The sequence below is a fragment of the Ruegeria sp. AM4 genome (assembly GCF_056540665.1).
Genome location: NZ_JBQFXD010000012.1, coordinates 85464 through 104284, shown reverse-complemented (window position 1 = coordinate 104284; position 18821 = coordinate 85464). Strand labels below are relative to the sequence as shown.

At 53.6% G+C, this 18821-nt stretch carries 14 protein-coding genes; 3 read left to right on the top strand and 11 right to left on the bottom strand.

Going from position 1 to position 18821, the window contains the following annotated elements:
• Positions 1–16 precede the first annotated feature (16 nt).
• Positions 17–877, top strand: a complete 861-nt coding sequence (gene hchA, locus ACR0JA_RS18925; protein ID WP_480578435.1) for a glyoxalase III HchA — start codon at positions 17–19, stop codon at positions 875–877.
• A gap of 600 nt (positions 878–1477) precedes the next feature.
• Here the strand turns inward: hchA and ACR0JA_RS18920 are convergent.
• Genes ACR0JA_RS18920 through ACR0JA_RS18890 form a run of 7 tightly spaced genes read right to left on the bottom strand, consistent with a single transcriptional unit; the run spans position 1478 to position 8840 of the window.
• Positions 1478–3136, bottom strand: a complete 1659-nt coding sequence (locus ACR0JA_RS18920) for a Na/Pi cotransporter family protein (protein WP_480578433.1) — start codon at positions 3134–3136, stop codon at positions 1478–1480.
• A 39-nt stretch (positions 3137–3175) separates the two neighbouring features.
• Positions 3176–3970, bottom strand: a complete 795-nt coding sequence (locus ACR0JA_RS18915) for a metallophosphoesterase (RefSeq protein WP_480578431.1) — start codon at positions 3968–3970, stop codon at positions 3176–3178.
• Between the two features lie 2 nt (positions 3971–3972).
• A complete protein-coding gene (locus tag ACR0JA_RS18910; protein WP_170478326.1) occupies positions 3973–4782 on the bottom strand; it encodes a carbohydrate ABC transporter permease in 810 nt (269 codons plus the stop codon).
• The gene (locus ACR0JA_RS18905) at positions 4779–5672 is read right to left on the bottom strand and encodes a carbohydrate ABC transporter permease (RefSeq protein ID WP_117872581.1); all 894 of its coding nucleotides are present in this window, start codon (positions 5670–5672) and stop codon (positions 4779–4781) included. Before ACR0JA_RS18905 ends, ACR0JA_RS18910 begins: the two co-directional genes overlap by 4 nt.
• Positions 5673–5731: 59 nt before the next feature.
• Positions 5732–6988 (bottom strand): ABC transporter substrate-binding protein, encoded by a 1257-nt coding sequence (locus ACR0JA_RS18900; RefSeq protein WP_170478323.1) that lies wholly within the window; start codon positions 6986–6988, stop codon positions 5732–5734.
• A gap of 56 nt (positions 6989–7044) precedes the next feature.
• Positions 7045–8061: an ABC transporter ATP-binding protein gene (locus tag ACR0JA_RS18895; RefSeq protein WP_170398781.1), complete on the bottom strand. Its 1017-nt coding sequence runs from the start codon at positions 8059–8061 to the stop codon at positions 7045–7047.
• A gap of 2 nt (positions 8062–8063) precedes the next feature.
• Positions 8064–8840 carry a DeoR/GlpR family DNA-binding transcription regulator gene (locus tag ACR0JA_RS18890; RefSeq protein ID WP_170637906.1) on the bottom strand — a complete coding sequence of 259 codons (777 nt, stop codon included), beginning with the start codon at positions 8838–8840 and terminating at the stop codon, positions 8064–8066.
• Between the two features lie 268 nt (positions 8841–9108).
• On the opposite strand from ACR0JA_RS18890, the gene ACR0JA_RS18885 reads away from it, so the two are divergent.
• Entirely contained in the window at positions 9109–9993 is an 885-nt protein-coding gene (locus tag ACR0JA_RS18885) for an HAD-IIA family hydrolase (protein WP_170637904.1), read from the top strand.
• Between the two features lie 659 nt (positions 9994–10652).
• Here the strand turns inward: ACR0JA_RS18885 and ACR0JA_RS18880 are convergent.
• Together ACR0JA_RS18880 and ACR0JA_RS18875 are read right to left on the bottom strand one after the other, a co-directional pair.
• A complete protein-coding gene (locus ACR0JA_RS18880) occupies positions 10653–13121 on the bottom strand; it encodes a hybrid sensor histidine kinase/response regulator (RefSeq protein ID WP_480578428.1) in 2469 nt (822 codons plus the stop codon).
• Positions 13122–13159: 38 nt separating this feature from the next.
• On the bottom strand, positions 13160–13651 hold the full coding sequence (locus ACR0JA_RS18875) for a putative pterin-binding protein (RefSeq protein ID WP_480578426.1): 492 nt from the start codon (positions 13649–13651) through the stop codon (positions 13160–13162).
• A gap of 346 nt (positions 13652–13997) precedes the next feature.
• On the opposite strand from ACR0JA_RS18875, the gene ACR0JA_RS18870 reads away from it, so the two are divergent.
• Positions 13998–14612, top strand: a complete 615-nt coding sequence (locus ACR0JA_RS18870; RefSeq protein WP_170424629.1) for a response regulator transcription factor — start codon at positions 13998–14000, stop codon at positions 14610–14612.
• 22 nt (positions 14613–14634) lie between these two features.
• Here the strand turns inward: ACR0JA_RS18870 and ACR0JA_RS18865 are convergent, their stop codons facing one another.
• Together ACR0JA_RS18865 and ACR0JA_RS18860 are read right to left on the bottom strand one after the other, a co-directional pair.
• Entirely contained in the window at positions 14635–17214 is a 2580-nt protein-coding gene (locus ACR0JA_RS18865) for a calcium-binding protein (RefSeq protein WP_480578424.1), read from the bottom strand.
• Positions 17215–17291: 77 nt separating this feature from the next.
• Positions 17292–18686: a nucleotide sugar dehydrogenase gene (locus ACR0JA_RS18860; protein ID WP_480578422.1), complete on the bottom strand. Its 1395-nt coding sequence runs from the start codon at positions 18684–18686 to the stop codon at positions 17292–17294.
• Between the last annotated feature and the right edge of the window lie 135 nt (positions 18687–18821).

Here is an 18821-nt window from a genome sequence, read left to right as displayed (position 1 = left end):
GCGCGGACGGAATCACATGAGCTTTCTAAGAAATCTGTTCAAAGCAGCCCCCACGCCCACAGAGGACGGTGCCTTTCATCCGTCACCCCTTGCCTTGAAACTCGCGACCGCATCCAAGACGGATTATGATGGCGGGGCCTATGCCAACCCTTACAGGGGCGGTGACAAGCGCGTGCTGATGATCTGCACCGAAGAGCGCAACATGACCATGGCCAATGGCAAGAAATTTTCGACCGGGAACCACCCGGTCGAAATGGGCCTGCCGATGTTGCACCTGCTGGCCGCCGGTTTCCAGATCGACATTGTCACACCCACGGGTGCCCCTGCCGTTATTGAAGACTGGGCCATGCCGCGCGAAGACGAAGCCGTTATGAAGCTGTATCGCGACTATGCCGATGCCTTTGCCAACCCCGGCAGCCTCGACGATTTCGTGGCGAATACGATGACTGATGATGCGCTTTACGTGGGGGTCTATCTGCCGGGTGGCCACGGGGCCATGTTGGGCCTGCCAGAGAACGAAGACCTGGGAAAACTTCTCCGGTGGGCGCACAAACAGGACCTTTTCACGATGGCGATCTGCCACGGACCGGCCGCCCTGCTTGCTGCGGGCGATGGCCCATCGTTCATCTACAACGGTTACAAGATCGCGGCCTTTCCTGATGCGGTCGACAAACAAACGCCGATGATCGGCTACATGCCGGGCCATATGCCGTGGAAGTTCGGCGAAAAGCTGAACGCTCTCGGTGTGGAAATCATCAATTCCAAGGCCGACGCCACATGCCACATCGACCGCCGTCTCGTTTCGGGCGCAAGCCCCAAAGCGGCGAACGCATTTGGAAGGTTGGCGGCGGAAGCGCTGTTGAAGAACGTGCGGTAGACGGAAGCAGGTGCGGCGTGCATGCGGACATTCGTGCATCACGCAGCATCGGTAATTCCGGGCTCTCCTGGCACCTTCGCCGCGATCTGCGCTAAGGGCGGGTCTGATATGGATCGACTTTCGCTACACACCGCATGAACAAGCAAGACGCAAACAAATTCGCCATCGGCAAAATCGCAAACAATGGCGGTTGTCCAGCCCACAGCAGGCATAGTTTTTTTGACGCCGAGCAGTTTGCCAGCATACGATAGGGCGATTGTGAATACCACAACCGATGGCGAGACATTTGACCAATCATTCACTCAATTTTCGTGGCAACCACGTAGCCTTGGCAACAAAACAATGGGAAACAAATATTTAGCTATTTCCTCTCAACACACTCATAAATTTTTCTGGTACGCCCCCGGTCAATTTGAATTTGAGCGACCGTGGTTGGCTGACACAGTATTATTTCCAATCAACTTAATAAGCTGACCCATTGGATGAACTGTTTTAAGTTTGATCAATTTCCATTTTTTCGTCTGATTGCCAGCGCTTCCCGGCTCGGGAAAGTGGATTGTCTTGAACTAGGACTGTATCTTCATCACTCTATGAAACCGTCTATTCATTTGCCAATCGGCTTTCCAACAACTGTCCACTTTCTTTCAAAAGCGGATAGGCGATCATCGCGAATGCCGTGTTTAACATTTTCAGGGCGCGCAACAGATCAAGGTGAATCGCACTGGTTTCGATGGTTTCGGACGCCCCAGCACGCAGCCGGGTAAGATGCGCGCGCTCCAGCTTTCTCTCGATCTTGCGGATCATTTCCTTTTGCTGCACCAGCTCCCGTGCTGCCCCGGCATCCTCGGTCATCAGTACCGCGATTCCGTGCTGAACGTTGCGCAACACACGGTCATAGAAATCGGTCAGTTCCTGCCAACCCTCTTCCGAAAAGTTCACGTTTTCCGCACTCTTGCGCTTGGCCAATTCGACCATTTTCCGTGCAATCGTATCCGCCCCGGCCTCAAGGTTCACTGCCACGCCGGACAGATCAAATGCCCGCGTACCGGTGTCCTCTTTCGGATTGTCGCTTTTGACTCCTGACAAATAAACCCGCAGGTCAAGCGACATTCGGTCAATTTCGACTTTTTCCCTCTTCAGTTGTTGAGCAATGGCATCATCGTAATTGTCAAAGAGTGACATTGAGTCCCGCACCATGATCTCGATCCTATTGCCCATTTCGACCAACTCACGATGCGCACAGGCAAAGGCGCGCGCCGGCTGGTTCTGAACCGAAGGATCCAGGGCCGTACGTCCGTTGGCCTTGGTGCTGTTTTTATTGTCATCAGCGAAAACGCTCTCCGCCAAACGCATTATCGGGCCAAGAAACGGAATACAGACAACAAGAAGCGCAAGGTTGAACAGGAGATGCAGGTTCAAAACCTGCTGAACGGGGCTGGCCCCGGGAATAAGGTCAACACCGTCAAGCCGGTAGAGCAAAAACAGCACCAGCCCCGCCCCACCGCCACGCAGGAACAAATTGCTAGACACGACCCGCCGCACCGAGACATCGGCCTGCAAGGTCAGAACAAACGCAATAAAGGCACCGCCCAGATTGGCCCCAAGGACCATGGCAAACGCCGCCGACAGCGGCATAACGCCCTGAGCCGCAAGGGTTGCAAACAACAATATCGCCGCAACGCTGGAATGAACCAGCCAGGCAAAAACCGCCGCCAGCAAAAAGGCCGTCAGTGGATCAGCAGACAGGTAAATCAAGGCCCCCGAAGCGGCCTCGCTGTTTGCCAGCGGCGCGCTGGCATCGCGAATAAGGTCAAGCGACAAAAAAATCAGGGCCAATCCAATCAGGATCCGACCAACCTGGCGCACGCCGCGCCGGGAACTGCGCAGGAAAATCAGCACCCCGATCAAAAGTAGCAAGGGCGTCAGCAAAGCAATCCGGGAATTCATGATCTGCGCTACGATGGCAGAGCCAAGGTCCGCCCCCAGAATAATGGCCAACCCGGCGGTGCTGCCAACCGAACCCGCGGCCATGAATCCGGCAAGCAGCATTGCGACGGCGGTGGAACTTTGCAGCAGGATCGCGGTCAGCGTTCCGGTTCCCGTCGCGGCCAACCGGTTTCCCGTCGACCGACGCAACCAAAGCCGCAACTGGCTTCCAAAGGCTCTCTCAAAACCGGTGCGCACGAGGCGAACAGCCCAGATCAGAAGTGCCGCAGCAGCAGCCAAATTCAAAACAATAATTATGGGTGAGCTATCCATCATCACCGGGTCTTTGGTTTCCGGGCCAATCCGGCCACTTCAGAATGAATACGGTCCCTCGGCAGCGTCTAGCGAGACAATGCTCCATATACCGCTCTTTCCGGTTTCGAGAACTGCACAGCCCGTAGGACCAGAAAAAAAACCAGCAGGAGCCACCGCGCGCCGGTCCAGTGCAAAACCGCTGCAAAGGCCCGGCGCTGTCATGGCAACGTGACCGCCAACGCGACCAATGTGAACGCCGTGGACATGACCAGCCAGCACCGTGATATCCTCTGAGTGCATTGAAAGAATTTCTGCCAGATCGGAACGGTTCTCCAATCCGATAACATCCATGAAATCAATCCCGATGCTAAACGGCGGATGGTGCAACATAACGACAACCGGCCCGTCAAACCCAGAGAGTTCCCGCTCCAAAAGATCAAGACTTTCCCGGCGCAGCCTGCCACCGCCCTGTCCTTCGACCAGCGTATCAAGCCCGATAACACGCGTATCGCCCACTGTATCCGCCCAGTCGACAAGCCCGTCCGGCGGCATGATGCCAAGGCCTGAAAAGGCCTCTTGCATTGGCTTGCGCGCATCATGATTTCCAGGAACAACGTAAATCGGCAGGGTAAACCGCTCCAGTTGAGTGCGTGCGAAATCGTAGCTGTCCGGGCTACCATCTTCGCTGAGGTCACCAGTGACTAAAACCGCGTCGAGCGGGCCAAGAGCTTCGCCTTTATCGATCAATCGGTCGATGGCCCCGATCAGGATCGCGCGGGTATCAAGCACGCCTGAACACAGATCGCCATGCCCTACCGCGTGCAAGTCACTTAGATGCAGAAATGTCGCCATGACTATTTGATCCCCGCGCGCAGGAAGGCCTGAACGAATTGACGCTGGAACACGAGGAACGCGATCAACAAGGGCGCAACCGACATCATCGTGGCCGCCGAAATGACGCTTATATCCACACCATTTTCCGGTGCGCCAAAGATCGACAGGCCAACCGTCAGCGGTCGTGTGTCGGGCGAGTTGGTCACGATGAGCGGCCAGAGGAAGTTGTTCCAGTGGGTCGATACCGACACCAACGCATAAGCAAGATATGTCGGGCGCGCCAAGGGCACATAGACTCGCCAAAGAATTCCGAACCATCCGCAGCCTTCGACGCGCGCTGCCTCATGCAGTTCTATAGGAACACCCTTAAACGCCTGCCGCATTAGGAAAATGCCAAAGGCAGAGGCCATATAGGGCATTCCGACGCCAAGAATCGTGTCAAACAACCCGAGGCGTGACACCATTGCATAGTTTTCCACGATCAACACTTCAGGCAGGATGAAAAGTTGCATCAGCACGAGGATGAACACGAAATCCCGACCCGGAAACTGGACCTGGGCAAAGGCAAATCCTGCCAGCGTCGTGACAAAGAACTGACCAATAAGGATCACCGTCACTAAAAGGAAGGTGTTGATGAAATAGCGTAGCCACGGCGCCCCCTCCCAAGCTGTGCGGAAATTGTCGAGCGTCCATGGCGACGTGATGTTAAAGTTGACCGCGTCAGAGGTGCTGTGGAACGCCGCCCAAAAGGCAAAGACCAGCGGGGAAATCCAGATCACGGCCAACAATAGTGCGCCAAAGGATTCGATATGCCTGGAAAATCCGCTCATTGGTAGTGGGTCCGCTTGTCGAGTATGGTGAACTTGACGCCGGCAACCACGCCAAGCACGACAAGCACCAGGATGGTCATTGCCGCTGCGTGGGGCGCATCAAAGAAGGCAAAGGCCATTTCCCAGATGTAATAAAGGATAAGCTTGGAGGCGTCGTTGGGCCCGCCCTTGGTCAGGATGAACAAATGATCGATCAATTTCACAGAGTTGATCAACGCATTGACCATGATAAATAGCGTCGTCGGCATCAACAACGGCAGCACGATCCGGCGCGTATAGGTCCAGCGGCTGGCGCCTTCAATGTCGGCAGCTTCCTTGAGGTCCTCAGGGATCGTCTGCAAGGCCGCCAGATAGAAGATCATGAAAAACCCAGCCTCTTTCCAGATCGTCACGATGATTACAGCCCACAGCGCAGTTTCAGGCTGTCCCAGCCAGTTGATTGAGGGAAGGCCAAACAGACCGCCGATCTGGTCAAGCACACCCAATCCGGGAGTATAAAAAAACAGCCAAAGGTTTGCCGCTGCGATCATTGGCAGGACCGTGGGCGTGAAATAGGCGGTGCGTACAAACCCGCGAGCCGGGATCTTTGAGTTCGCCCAAAGCGCCATCGAAAGCGCAATTGCAATAGAAATAGGGATGGTCGCGCCCGCATAGATCAAGTTGTTCACAACAACTTTCCAAAAGGTTGGGTCGGCAAACAGGTCAGCATAGTTCTCACCGCCGACAAATTCGCTGGGGCGTCTTCTGGTTTCTCGGCTGAACAAACTCGACCACAAGGTCGCAAGCGAAGGATAAAATGCAAACGTCGTCAGCAGAATTGCCGCTGGTGACAACAGGATCCAACCGTAGATGGCCTGTCGACGACGCTCGATGTTCACATGCTCTGCCATATAGCGACCCTCAAGGTTGGGCGCGTCGGGCATCTCTGCCCGACGCCAGGGAGTTGAGGTTACTGGTAATCACGCAGCAGGCGCACAGCCGCCGTCTGGGCTTCCCCCAGCGCGTCTTCAGCCGATTTTGTGCCGGTCAAAGCCGCCTGAATTGCGTTGTTCAGACCTTCGCGCACGCGTGCGGTTTCAAAGGTCGAGAATTCGGCAACAGCATTTTCCAGTTGGTTTCGGGCAACGAGAGCGGGTGGGAACTCTTCTGTATAGGATTTAAGCGCCTCGGTTTCATACGCTGCCGGAGACACGCCCATATAGCCGGTCGCGATGGACCACGCTGCCGCTTGCTCGGGCGAGGTCATGAATTCGATCAGCTTCATGGCCGCCGCGCGCTCTTCGTCCGATGTCTCCTTGAAAACATAGAAGTTGCCGCCGCCGGTAGGCGAACCCAGCCGCACATTGGCCGGAAGCTCGGCGACGCCAAAGTCAAAACTGGCGTTGTTCTTCACAGCCGTAAGGTTGCCGGTCGAATGCCACATCATCGAGGTCTGACCTTCAAGGAACGCCTGCCGCAGGGTACCCCATTCAACGGTGCCAGTGGGCATGATGCCATGCTCCTGCGACAGCGACTGCCAGAATTCCAACGTATCGACAACAGTTTCGTCATCGAAATAGGTGGTCAGGCCGTCATCGGACATCACCTCCTTGCCGTTCTGGATCGCCAACGCCTGGAACATCCAATAGGGATAGCCTGTCGATGGGATCATCAGGCCATAGGTGTCGTCGTTGGTCAGTGCCTTGCCCATGCTGATCAGCTCGTCCCAGGTCTTGGGCGGCGCCTCGGGGTCAAGACCTGCCGCACGAAACTGGTCCTTGTTGTAGTAGGCAACGATAGTTGAACGCTGGAACGGAATGCCCCAAGTTTTACCCTCGATCCGGCCATTGGCCATCAATGCAGGATAAAAGCTCTCTAGCCAGTCCGGGTTAACCCCGTCGATATCTTCGTAGGCCACGATCAGATCCTGCTCGATCAGATCATAGGCATCGATTGAGAACATCACCGCCAGCTGAGCCGGTTCACCCGATGCAAGTGCGGACAAGGCACGAACGCGCGTGTCGTCATAGTTGCCTGAATAGATCGCGTTGACCTTGATGTCAGGGTTGGCGGCTTCAAAATCGGCAACGATGCCATCCACTACCTCGGTCAGCGCGCCGCCAACCGCGATAGGATAATACATTGTTAGTTCCGTCTCAGCCGCCGCCGCCGATGTCAGCGCGGTGGCCGAGACGGCAGCCAAACTTATCTTCTTAATAACGTTCATTTTTTCCTCCCAGTGATGACAGTTATTCTTGTCTTTCCAAAGTTCAGTTGCTCGACCTACCCGGCCAGTCGCTTGCCCATGTCGTCAAAGAAATGCAGGTCTTCATCGGCAAAGCTGATCTCCAGATCTTCTCCTGCCGGAATATGTTTCAGTCCGGGCATGGATACGGTCAGACCATTGGCAGCAGGATGTGACAGGCCAATGAATGTTTCGGAACCCAGGAATTCGCATTCCGATACTTTACAAGTCAGCCTGCCCTTGCCCGATTCCACCACCTTCACCGCTTCGGCGCGAAGGCCAATTGTCGTTGCGCGCTCAAATCCCGGCACGCCTTCTGACTTGATCAGCGCCATTGGCGGGGCACCGACAAACTCGGCGACAAAGGTGTTAGCAGGCTTGTAGTAAAGCTCTTCCGGGGACCCTGTCTGCTGGATATGGCCGTCTTTCATCAGCACGACCATGTCGGCCATGCTCATCGCTTCGGTTTGGTCATGCGTGACGTAAACTACGGTGATGCCCAAATCGACCTGAAGTTTTTTGATGTCCTTGCGCACAGAGGCGCGCAGCTTGGCATCAAGGTTCGAAAGCGGCTCATCCATCAGGCACAGCGGCTGGTTTGCCACGATCGCACGTGCAAGCGCCACACGCTGGCGCTGACCACCCGACAATTCCCCCGGCTTACGCTGCTCATAGCCCAGCAAGCCAGTGATCTCGAGCGCCCGGGTCAGTTTCTCGCGCCGTTCCGCCGCGACGACTTTTCGCACCTTGAGGCCAAAAACAACGTTTTCCGCGACACTCAGATGCGGGAACAATGCATAAGACTGGAACACCATCGACAGATTGCGTTCTGCAGGGGCAGAAGTAGTGATGTCACGCCCGTCAATGACGATCCGCCCCTCATCCGGCAATTCTAGTCCCGACAGCAATCTCAGCGTCGTTGACTTGCCGCAGCCCGACGGGCCAAGCAGCGCTACGAACGAACCACGCGGGATCGAAAGATTAATATTCTCGACGCCAAGCTGCCCATTCCAGCGCTTAGCAATATTGTCGACGTGAACAAACGGTTCTGCCATATTCAGCGCTCTCCTTGTGAGTAAGTAATGGCTTCGCCCAAACTGTCTGCGAGATCGGAAAATTCAGGGCCCGGAGGACGGTCGCACACGACAACGTCGACATCCGAGATGTTGCCGCCCAATGCTGGCGCAATGCGACCAAATTTACTGCTGTCTATTACGAGGATCGATTTGGCTGCGTGCTGCTGCATTTTCATTCTCACCCGAACCTCAGCTGGATGAAATTCTAACAACCCACCATCATGCGCCACACCGGCAACGCCAAATATTGCGAACTCGGCACGAAACCTGTCAAAGAAATCGGTTGCTTCTTCGCCGATAAAATCACGATCGGGCAGGCGCAGCTCGCCTCCTGGCAAAAGGATACGGTTTGAGATTTCATTACTCAGCGCCATCGCGGCACTCAGGTTGTTCGTGATGACCGTTAACTCCTGGTGGCCGGACAGTGCCTTAGCCACTTCGAGCGGAGTCGACCCAATTGAAAGGAACACGTTCGCCCCATTGGGGATCATGCTCGCAACAAGTTCGGAAACCGACCGTTTGCCACGTAAGTTCGTTCCGGCTCTCTGATCAAACGGGGTATTCAAACAGCTTTCAGCCAGCTCGATCCGCCCGTGCGCGCGTCGCAGGTTTTCACCGTCGCACAAAATGTCCAGATCACGGCGGATGGTTTGCGTCGAGACCCCTAGCATTTCCGCTAAGGCCCCCACACTGACACCGCCACGCTCTTGCACGATCTGCTGGATAAAATCCCTCCGTCTGATCTTCTTTGACGCCATTTATCCCCCTTCAAGTTGCCAAAACCATACCACCAAAAAACAACAAAACAACATTTTTTAGTCAAAACCACATGGAACGTTGAAGGGTGACTTGATCGCAAGTGTCGAAAAATTATATCTTTCAAAGATTTGCGCGCAAAGCTTCAAAACCCGCTAGTGGCGACTTGCAAAAAATGTTGTTTTTTCTTCCATATTATTTTGTTGATGTTACATTCCGAATTGCGTCAAACCTGTCGGGGACGCCCATCAAAAAAGGACATTTGGACACATGCTTGACGCCAACTCGATATTTTCGCGTTATCAGTCCATACGTCCCAGACTCCCAAAAGCAACATTCACCGCAGCCACTCTGGATATCGAGTCACTTCTGGATATTGGCAACGAAGTAGACGCCTTTGTTTTTGATGCTTTTGGCGTTCTAAATGTTGGCGAAACTCCGATTCCCGGCGCGGCAACTCGTTTGAAAGAGCTCAGGGAGGGAGGGCACCAGATTCGCATTCTTTCCAATGCTGCCAGCTATAATCACGAGGGCGCGACTGCCAAATTTCAAAAGCTCGGAATGCAGGTTGATTCAGATGAGATTGTAACCAGTCGCGACGCAGCCTTGGCAAACCTGAACGACGTTCTGTGGGGCTGCATCGCCTCTCCGTCTGACGATCTGACGGACATCTTATCCGAGACAATCAGGCTTGAGGCAGACCAGACAGACTTTGACCGCGCTGACGGTTTCTTGTTTCTCTCGACCGAAATCTGGCAACAATCTCAACAATCCATGCTTTGCGACAGCTTGTTGGCGAACCCGCGCCCAGTGGTGATCGCAAATGCTGATCTGGCAGCGCCACGAGACTTCGGATTCTCACTGGAGCCCGGTCACTACGGGCATTTGCTGGCAGATGAGGGCCTTCAAGACATCAAGTTCTTTGGCAAGCCATTTCCGGAAGTATTTGAAATGGTCGAAGCCACGCTTCCAGGAATTCCGCCCGAACGCATCGCGATGTGCGGTGACACTCTTCACACCGATATCCTCGGTGCAGCAGCACGGGGTTGGCGCACAGTCCTTGTCGCGCAAGATGGAGTGTTTTCGGGGCTGGATACTCGCACTTTTTGCGAGCAATCGAGCTTGACACCGAGCTGGCGCCTACTTCGCATATAGAAAACATCGTGATGCTCCCACTTTTGGCGAAGTATCAGACCGAAAATTAGCCTTGGTTCGAACGGCGGCTGTCCAGCAGTGACCGAGGATATTCGTTAGTTTTGGCGAAATTCAAACTAACCAGTTCAGCCAGAGAAAACTCGGCAAATCGTCGTTTCGCGCACGCACCTCAAGTGAGCAGACCCAAGGTCATGAGAAATGCGACCAGGCCCAACCACCTCTGCCCAATCCGATTCCGGCATCAGCCAACACCGACTGGCACATAGCGAACCAACAAAAAATGAAGCGTCTATCGCCAATGGAACGACTATGGGTGCCAAATGGCAAAACTATGTGTCGTCCCACAGGAAATGTCGGGCGACACATAGTTTTGCCATTCCGAGAGGCTTAAGCCATTGATTTTGGGTCATTCGATTTTCGATGGGCGCACGGGTTTTACCATTTGCGACTCAAAGGCTTTCCATCACGTTGGAGCAGCCGAGCAAAAGCTAGACTGAATCTTTATCGCCTTCTTCGGCGCAGATCGTAGGTAAATCTATCAAAATCTCGGCAAGTTCTTGTCTGTTAAGCCTCAGCCGTCCTGCCGATATCGCTTCGATACATCCCGCCAATTCGAGTGCAACTGTGAGAATTGTGGGCCGTAGCCAGCGAATTGAACTTCAACGACAACGTTTGGCTTCGTACTGCAAATCCCTCAAGAAAGTAGCCTTCTCGTCGTCCCATTGCTGCGAAGTGCAGTTTTGAAGGTCATTCAACTTGGACCAAAGGTCGGTTTGCCCGAGTATCGCAGCAGAGCCACATAGTTTATGCGCCGCTTGCCTGTGTGTGTCATTTAACTCATTGGAATTATTGAGACTGTCAATAAGACCAACAACTTCGTTGTTCAATTCCCTGCAGGCTTCACGGAATTTGTCCGCTCCAAATCGAATCCTGAAGTCATTGTCTGGCTCCATAACCTCAACCCTTTGCACCTTCACAACTTTAGACAGTTCTGACTGTAAAGCCGCCAATGGAACGGGTTTCACCAGCAACCCCTGAAATTCTGCTGCTCGTATGACTTCGTGATCTTTTGGGGCTGCGTGAGCCGTAACTGCTATCGCTGGCAAATTGCCCCACTCGATATTCAGTTCGCGAACTTTTCCGAGTGTTTCGATACCATCGATACCCGGCATGCTGATATCCAACAAAAGTACATCAAATCGCTCGGACCCAAGACGTTCTAAGGCGGCGTAACCACTTTCAGCCTCAGCAACCGAAAAGCCAAGATCTTCAAGCATATCGGTCAAGATCATTCGATTGATTTCATTGTCGTCTACCACCAGCGCTTTCAAACCCTGATAAAGCTCTGCCTGTGGCGCGTCTGTGGAATCCGGTTCGCTCATGACATCAGATCTTGAGGTTGGCAGCGGCAGTCGCATTGTAAACAGGCTGCCTTCTCCAAGCACACTATACGCCGTGATGTCGCCACCCATCGCCTCGACCAATCTTTTGGTAATAGCCAGCCCTAATCCCGTTCCGCTCGTCTCACGTGCAAAGGCGGTATCGATCGTGACAAATTCGTCGAAGATAACGTCCAGATAGTCAGATGATATCCCGACCCCGGTATCTGCAATCCGAAACTCAATCAGATCATCATGATGAAGTCGTTCGACTTCGATCGTGACTGATCCATCCCGCGTAAATTCGATTGCGTTACCTAACAGGTTCACCAAGCATTGCTGCAGCGCAGTCCTGTATCCAAGAACGTCGATAAGCTCTTCAGAGAGAACATCGACCTTCAAGTCGTTGCCACGCGCATCTGCATTCGCCGACAGACTGTCGGCAACTTCGTGGACAACCTCCATAACGTCAAAACTTGATCTGTCACGCAAGGCATTGGCTGAACCCAGTCTGGAAAAATCCAAAACATCAGTCACATGAGACAGCAGCAACTTACCCGACACCTCAATAGAACGAAGATACCGCTTTTGTCTGTCCGTCAGATTGCTCTGATCAATCAATGCCGCAGAGCCGAGTATTCCGTTCAACGGAGTACGCATTTCATGGCTCATCACTGTCAACAGATCGGATTTGGCCTGTTCACTTTCCCGCGCCTTGTCTCTTGCAGTGCGCAAGTCTTCCTCGGCTTTGAGTTCCTCAGTTATATCCCGAAGGAATGAGACAAAGACTTGCTCTCCATCCGTTTCAGCTAGCGATATGGACAGCTCCACGGGAAAAGTTTCCTGCGATTTGCGCAAACCCTCTAACCTGACGCGCCCAGCGCCGATTACCTTTTGCTCGCCGGTCTCGAGAAATCGTGTCATGCCTTTTCGGTGCAGGGCGCGCAGGTGTTCTGGAACGATAAGTTCAGCCATATCAGCACCGATTGCCTCGGCCTGACGGTACCCAAAGACATCTTCGGCGGCACCGTTGAATTCAAGAATTCTTCCAGAAGTATCGACCACCAACACCGCATCCAGTGACGAGGTAATGGCCGCTTCAAATCGGTTGCGAGCCGACTGGCTTTGCCGGGCAAACAACTGCCCTTGCCGGAATAATTTGATGAGAACTGCAAAAGCTAAAAGCAGTGCAACGAAAAGTACAACAAGTAATGATGCCATTCGGGTTAGTGTGCTGGCCAACTCAGCACGTCGGGTTGCGTTTTCCTGGGCAAATCCCTGAATACCGCCCAGCGCAATCTCGCGCACTTCAGGTCGCAGTGTTTGAATCTGCGCCCGCAGATCAGGAAGTGCTGCGCGCAGCTGGTCATCCGGCCCATCGATCAATGGTGTCAGCCGGGATAGAAAATCTTCAGTGGCTTGCAGGGCTGGTTGCGCGGCGGCACCCCCTCGCAGAAATGAAAACAGCTCGCTACTAAACAGCGTATCCGCTCGGCTATAAAAGATATCGAAACGGTTGCGTACAGTGGACAAGTCACCATTGGAACGTGATGAAGCGTCAATGACCGAGACTTCGAACCTAAGCAGCTCGACTTCGAGCTGAGACATCAGCCAGCTGACGTTGTCTGTTTTTGCGGTCGAGAGTGCGTCGAGATCTGATTTCACCTCGCGCCCAAGGGAAAGCACGATAGCCAGACTCACAACCAGCAATCCTACAAAGGCAAAAATGGGCCATCTCTTCATGCTCATTAAAGGCGCTTTAGTGTCGATGGCCGTCTCCTCGGTACTTACTGTGCTACGACTTCCAATCGATTGAGTTGCCAAATGCTGCGGGCATAAATTTCTTCGGACTGATAGGCCTCGTTAGCATCGTAAGGGTAAATTATCCACAAAGGTCCTTTGTCGCGAACAGACATCGCCTTGCCATCGCGCAAGTAGGCAACGATCGGGCCACCATCTGTTGCATCACTGGTGGGAATGGTGACGGCGTAGTCATTCAAAGCCACCGCTCGTATGATCCCCTGCTCTGCCTGGACATGGTCCAGGAGCACATCAAGGGAAACTCCTTCAAAGCTCTGCGTACCCTCTGTCCAGATCGTTGTTGTAGCGATTGACTTACTGGGCAATGCCTCAAAGGCTTTCCTGTCGAATGTCCAAGTGTTCTTGTTTCCATTGAGACCGACATCGCCCGAGACCGTAAGAAGTAGTTCATCCGCATATGCCGCACTCGCAAATGAAATGGCGAGTGCGGCGCTAAGTGATTTTAAAGTTTTATGCATGCGAGGTTGTGTCCGTGAGTAGGTGAACCTTTGTCAAAACGCTTTTGACACAGCCCCGCGAAACGTTCTCAGACGCAATAGAATAGCTCGCTATACTTTAGGATAGTTCAGCGCACCAAAGGTCACACCATCAGCCTAATTTGCGAACTTTCGACGTCCCAAACCATGCAATTAAAGTTTTCGCGGAATGCGATAATGAGGCTTTGGCAGCCAGCGTCAAAGAGTAATAGTTTAGGAAAGCAACATGAATTTGCAAAGTTCGTCAAATAGTAACCCTTTTGGTGGTTCAACTATTCCGGGTGGGATAAAATCGGATCAAAGCATTTGTTCAAGGTCACCGATATCAATGCGAATTCTATTGGCTGATGATCACGGTTTGGTCCGTGACACGATCTCATCCTACCTCGAAACCGAGGGGCGCGCGGCAGTTGTTGCCGTACCCGATTACATGGCTGCGATGAAATTGCTGTCATCCGAAGATCCATTCGACCTTGTCCTGTTAGACTTTGAAATGCCGGGCATGAATGGGATCGAAGGGCTTTCAGACGCAATTCGCCAATTCCCTGAACAGGCTTTTGCGATATTGAGCGGGACGGCACCAAACAAGATCGCACAGGAAGCGGTCGAAATGGGCGCCGTTGGTTTCTTGCCCAAAACCATGGGCGCCAAATCCCTGGTCAACGCGGTGCGATTTATGATCGCCGGCGAAACCTTCGTCCCGGCCAGTGTTCTAAGTATGGATGGCGATGTCAAAGAAAGCGACTTTTCCCGTCAGCTCAGCCAGCGGGAAAAACAGGTTCTACGCGGATTGTGCCGTGGGCAGTCCAACAAGGAGATCGCGCGAGAGCTGGATCTTCAGGAAGTCACGATCAAGCTGCATGTTCGGACCCTTTGCAAGAAACTCAATGCAAAAAACCGGACCCAGGCCGCTCTGATCGCTCGGGATGCAGGATTCGAGTGACCCGGGTCCGCAGGGGGGGACTTCAGAATAGAAAGTGATCGTAGAGTTGGTCGAAATCCGACGCTACGCCTTCAAGGATCAATGTCGTATCCGGTGACAAAGTTACGTAGACATCGGTCCCGCCCACGATTTCAGCGTTGGCATTAAACCAGTCAGATGTATCAGCTCCGCCACTATCGATGTTGAGCGCACGCAGATCGAGTAAATCGCCATCGCTGAGCGCAAAGTCTGTGATCGTATCGGTCGACCCATCCAGATCCTCATCGCGGAAAATGAACCTGTCTGCATCAGCGCCGCCGGTGGCTTGATCACCCCCTGCGCCCAGGTAAAGCCGATCTTTCCCTGAACCGCCGTCCAAAACGTCGTTACCGCTGGAGCCGTTCAGATAATCGTTGCCAGCGCCCCCAATCAACTCGTCATCGTCAGAACCACCCTTCAGCGTGTCGGAACCCTCACCGCCAGCTAATGTGTCGTTTCCAGATCCGCCATCCAGAGTATCCGCGCCGAGACCGCCTATCGCGGTATCATCACCCGAGCCCCCAGAGAGGCTGTCGTCGCCCGCACCGCCATCTAGGTTATCGTTGCCAGATCCTCCGGATAGCGTGTCTTTTCCGTAGTCCCCGGACAGAAAATCATCACCGGATCCACCTGACAAATTATCACTGCCATCGCCACCGTTCAGGACATCCGCACCAGACCCGCCATCGAGTTGGTCATCGCCTGTGCCACCGAACATCTCATCATTTCCCGAGCCACCGTCCATAACGTCTTGGCCGTCTTCACCTCGCAGTGTGTCAGCTTCGGATCCACCGCGGAGTGTGTCATCGCCGTGACCGCCGATAAGGATGTCAAAGCCTGAACCACCATCCAAAATGTCGTTGCCGATCCCACCATCCAGCATGTCGTGCCCAGCCGAGCCCATCAGGCGATCGTCGCCCTGACCGCCGAACAACGAGTCATCGTCTTCTGTAAGAACATTGCCAAACTGGTCGTACCGCACACCGTCTTCGTCATATTGCGAGACAATGCCGCTGGCGGCACCGACGCCCGCTCCACCGTGCAGCAGATCGTTGCCGCCATCCCCTTCAAGCACGTCGCCTGAACTACCACCCGTCAGGGTGTCTGTGCCAATCCCACCGTATAGGGCATCGCCACCAGCATTGCCCGAAAGATCATCATCGTAGCTCAACGCGCCTTCGGTAGTCGCAACAAGTGTCAGATCCTTGACCAAAACGCTTGCATCCAAATCGACGGGCGCAAACGGACTGGTTGCTGTCGGGTCGGCGGCACCATCATTCGAATACGATTTCGGCGCCTCTTCGATAAGGTGCAAACTAGCCTCGCCGGTCACATCATCTACGATGACCTGGAAAATCGCGCCTGTTGCAGGTGTCGAGTCATCCATGTCGTGGTCGCCCGAGTTGCCACCAACAAACAGGTTTCCGTCTGCGTCAATGATTGCAGCTCCAAACGTCATTAGCGGGACTCCATTCAGGACTTCACCGTTAATCACTGTCGATGTGACTGAAACCGTTCGAAACTCTGGTTCGCCCGAAGAGATATCAACGATCAACATAACCGTAGCTGCACCTTCGGAACTTGGGCGAGAGACACCGTAGAACGACTGTGAGGCCGCGTCGAACGCAACATCGTAGACTTTGAAATCCACAAGATCGGATGGCAACTTGTACACTGTGGTTACCGGGTTTCCATCCGTATCGAACTGATCAACATCAATGACTGCGATACGGTCCATACTGGATTGAAACGACCAAAGGTTGCCCTGATCATCAAAATCCCCGGTCCAAGACCGATATGGTGTGCTGCCAACACGGTAACTGTTTCCTTCGGCGTCCAGCATCACCAAATCAGAGCGGCTAACCACCTGTCCCAGTGAATCCACACCGTCGCCTACTGCGATGGCATACAGAAGGTCGTCTTCTGTATTGTAACCCATCGAGTTCACATTGACCGTGCCCTCGACGCCGGCCATCTCATAGGCTTGGGTTTCGACATCAAACACCTGCAGTGTTCCATTTAGAACCTGATAGAGATTTGATTGCCCATCGGCGAATGCGGAAACCGTCACGGTTTGCCCACCAATCTCGACATCCTTGTCATAGTGAAACGCAGGACCGGACGTATCAATTGTTGGACCGTTGCCTGACACATCAATCGATCTGATCGATATGGTCGAGCGGTCATCATCAGCTGTGAATTGAACGGAATGAGATCCGAAGGCACCGCTCTGAGAAGAAAACTCGGCCACCACCTCACCATCGACCAGCACTTCGACGGCAGCACCGGAACGACCTGCAGCAAAATTTGTCGCGAGATCCAGGTTCAGTTCATAGACCCCGCCCGCTTCGGTCGTAATCTGCTGCTCCATCTGTTGGTGGCCGTTTGCAAGATCAATCAATCCCCATTCGCCGTTCTCGGCGTAGTCGGAAAAACTGACAGCACCTTCTGTGCCGTCCAGCAAGTTTGCCTCGGCATAGTCACCGTGCAACACATCATCGCCAGCTTGCCCTTGGATCTCATCGTTTCCGGCAAGCCCTATCAGGGTCTCCTGCTCACTTCCGCCAACAAGTTGATCGGACAAACCCGTTCCTGAAATTACATTTGAAGATACCGCAGGCATCATTTCACCTCTTACTTTCAGCTATTTGGAGTAAAAATTTACCAACCGATGCCGTCGATCCGACGGTTCACCGGGTTCTCGGGGAACAAGCGCACCACATCCACGACCGGCATCTCTGGTTTACTGGAAACGGCGTTCTGATAAGCGGGGTTGCGGTGGCAGACGATGACAGCCTCGGCCTGTTCCATTACGTCTTCTATGCTGTCACAGAGCATCGATTTGATAGATCCCGCGAGACTTCGAATGCCAGAGCCAGCGTGATGCATGTAGGCTTGCAACCCACTCAGAGGGGTTTCTTTTGTCACCGCCGGATCATGTAGGACCAACTCCACCCCCTCGGAATGGAGCTCGGCCATGACTTCCAGAATTGGGCTTTCGCGCAGATCGTCCGTTCCAGGTTTGAAAGCCAGCCCCAGAACCCCAACGCGCTTTGCCCCCGTTTTTCGCAGCATCTCGGTCGCTTGATCGATTTGCTCTCGGTTTGAGCGGTCAAGGTTGCCGATCATGGGGAGTTCGACACCCAGTTTTTCAGCGATATGTGTAACCGCCCGCACCTCTTTCGGCAGGCATGAGCCGCCATAGGCAAAGCCCGGCTTCAGATAGTAAGGGGACAGGTTCAGCTTTGTATCTTGGGTAAAGACATCCATGACCGCATGGCTGTCCACGCCCAGCGGCTTGCACAAGCGGCCGACTTCGTTGGCAAAGCAAACCTTGGTCGCGTGCCATACATTGTCGACATATTTGATAGTCTCAGCCACTTCAACTGTTGTCAAAATGGGATTTGGATCAACCGGTGCGAAGATGCGCTTCATGACTTCCGCAGTGCGAAAATCGTTGGTGCCAAGCACTGTTTTCGGAGGGTTATGGAAGTCATCTATGGCGACGCCTTCCCGTAGAAACTCAGGATTGAAGCACACCCCAAAGTCTTGGCCCATCTTCTTTTCTGAAAGCCGCTCAAGGATCGGGGCCAAAACGTTCATCGTGGTTCCGGGCGGGATCGAACACCGCATGGCGAAGATGTGGAATCCATCTTTTTGGCGAAGGCCAACTGCCATCGAGCGGGCGGCCTGTTCAATATAGCTATAGTCGCAGCCCCCGTCCGGAGCGGTTGGTGTTCCTACCGACACAAAGGTAACGTCGGTTTCGCGTACAGCTGCGCTCAAATCGTCCGTCGCAGAGATCAGCCCCTTTTGAACGCCCTGTTTCAGAGTTGAGCCAAGATTTGTTTCGTGGATCGGGCTTTGACCGCCCGCGATCTGGCTCACTTTGTCAGGGTCGATGTCAACACCTACGACCCGATGCCCAAGTGAGGCCAAACAGGCGGTTGAGACAGCGCCGACATAGCCCAGCCCCACAACACTGATCCGGGGTTTTTGCGAAGACGTCGGTATGACAATTTCGGCGTCTTTCTGAGTAATTTTTCTGAGTTCCATAGATTTACCTCCGATTTAAATCCAAGGTAACGCTTTGATAATTTTGAGAAATGTATCGACAGACTATCTGGAATGCGCAAATGACGCCGAATATATACGAATGGTCATGAAACCCATACGACAGAAAAAACCCGC

Bases quoted from the DNA above. Each gene is read 5' to 3' on its own strand.
- hchA (WP_480578435.1), top strand. From the start codon at position 17: ATGAGCTTTCTAAGAAATCTGTTCAAAGCAGCCCCCACGCCCACAGAG.
- ACR0JA_RS18920 (WP_480578433.1), bottom strand. From the start codon at position 3,136: ATGGATAGCTCACCCATAATTATTGTTTTGAATTTGGCTGCTGCTGCG.
- ACR0JA_RS18915 (WP_480578431.1), bottom strand. From the start codon at position 3,970: ATGGCGACATTTCTGCATCTAAGTGACTTGCACGCGGTAGGGCATGGC.
- ACR0JA_RS18910 (WP_170478326.1), bottom strand. From the start codon at position 4,782: ATGAGCGGATTTTCCAGGCATATCGAATCCTTTGGCGCACTATTGTTG.
- ACR0JA_RS18905 (WP_117872581.1), bottom strand. From the start codon at position 5,672: ATGGCAGAGCATGTGAACATCGAGCGTCGTCGACAGGCCATCTACGGT.
- ACR0JA_RS18900 (WP_170478323.1), bottom strand. From the start codon at position 6,988: ATGAACGTTATTAAGAAGATAAGTTTGGCTGCCGTCTCGGCCACCGCG.
- ACR0JA_RS18895 (WP_170398781.1), bottom strand. From the start codon at position 8,061: ATGGCAGAACCGTTTGTTCACGTCGACAATATTGCTAAGCGCTGGAAT.
- ACR0JA_RS18890 (WP_170637906.1), bottom strand. From the start codon at position 8,840: ATGGCGTCAAAGAAGATCAGACGGAGGGATTTTATCCAGCAGATCGTG.
- ACR0JA_RS18885 (WP_170637904.1), top strand. From the start codon at position 9,109: ATGCTTGACGCCAACTCGATATTTTCGCGTTATCAGTCCATACGTCCC.
- ACR0JA_RS18880 (WP_480578428.1), bottom strand. From the start codon at position 13,121: ATGAGCATGAAGAGATGGCCCATTTTTGCCTTTGTAGGATTGCTGGTT.
- ACR0JA_RS18875 (WP_480578426.1), bottom strand. From the start codon at position 13,651: ATGCATAAAACTTTAAAATCACTTAGCGCCGCACTCGCCATTTCATTT.
- ACR0JA_RS18870 (WP_170424629.1), top strand. From the start codon at position 13,998: ATGCGAATTCTATTGGCTGATGATCACGGTTTGGTCCGTGACACGATC.
- ACR0JA_RS18860 (WP_480578422.1), bottom strand. From the start codon at position 18,686: ATGGAACTCAGAAAAATTACTCAGAAAGACGCCGAAATTGTCATACCG.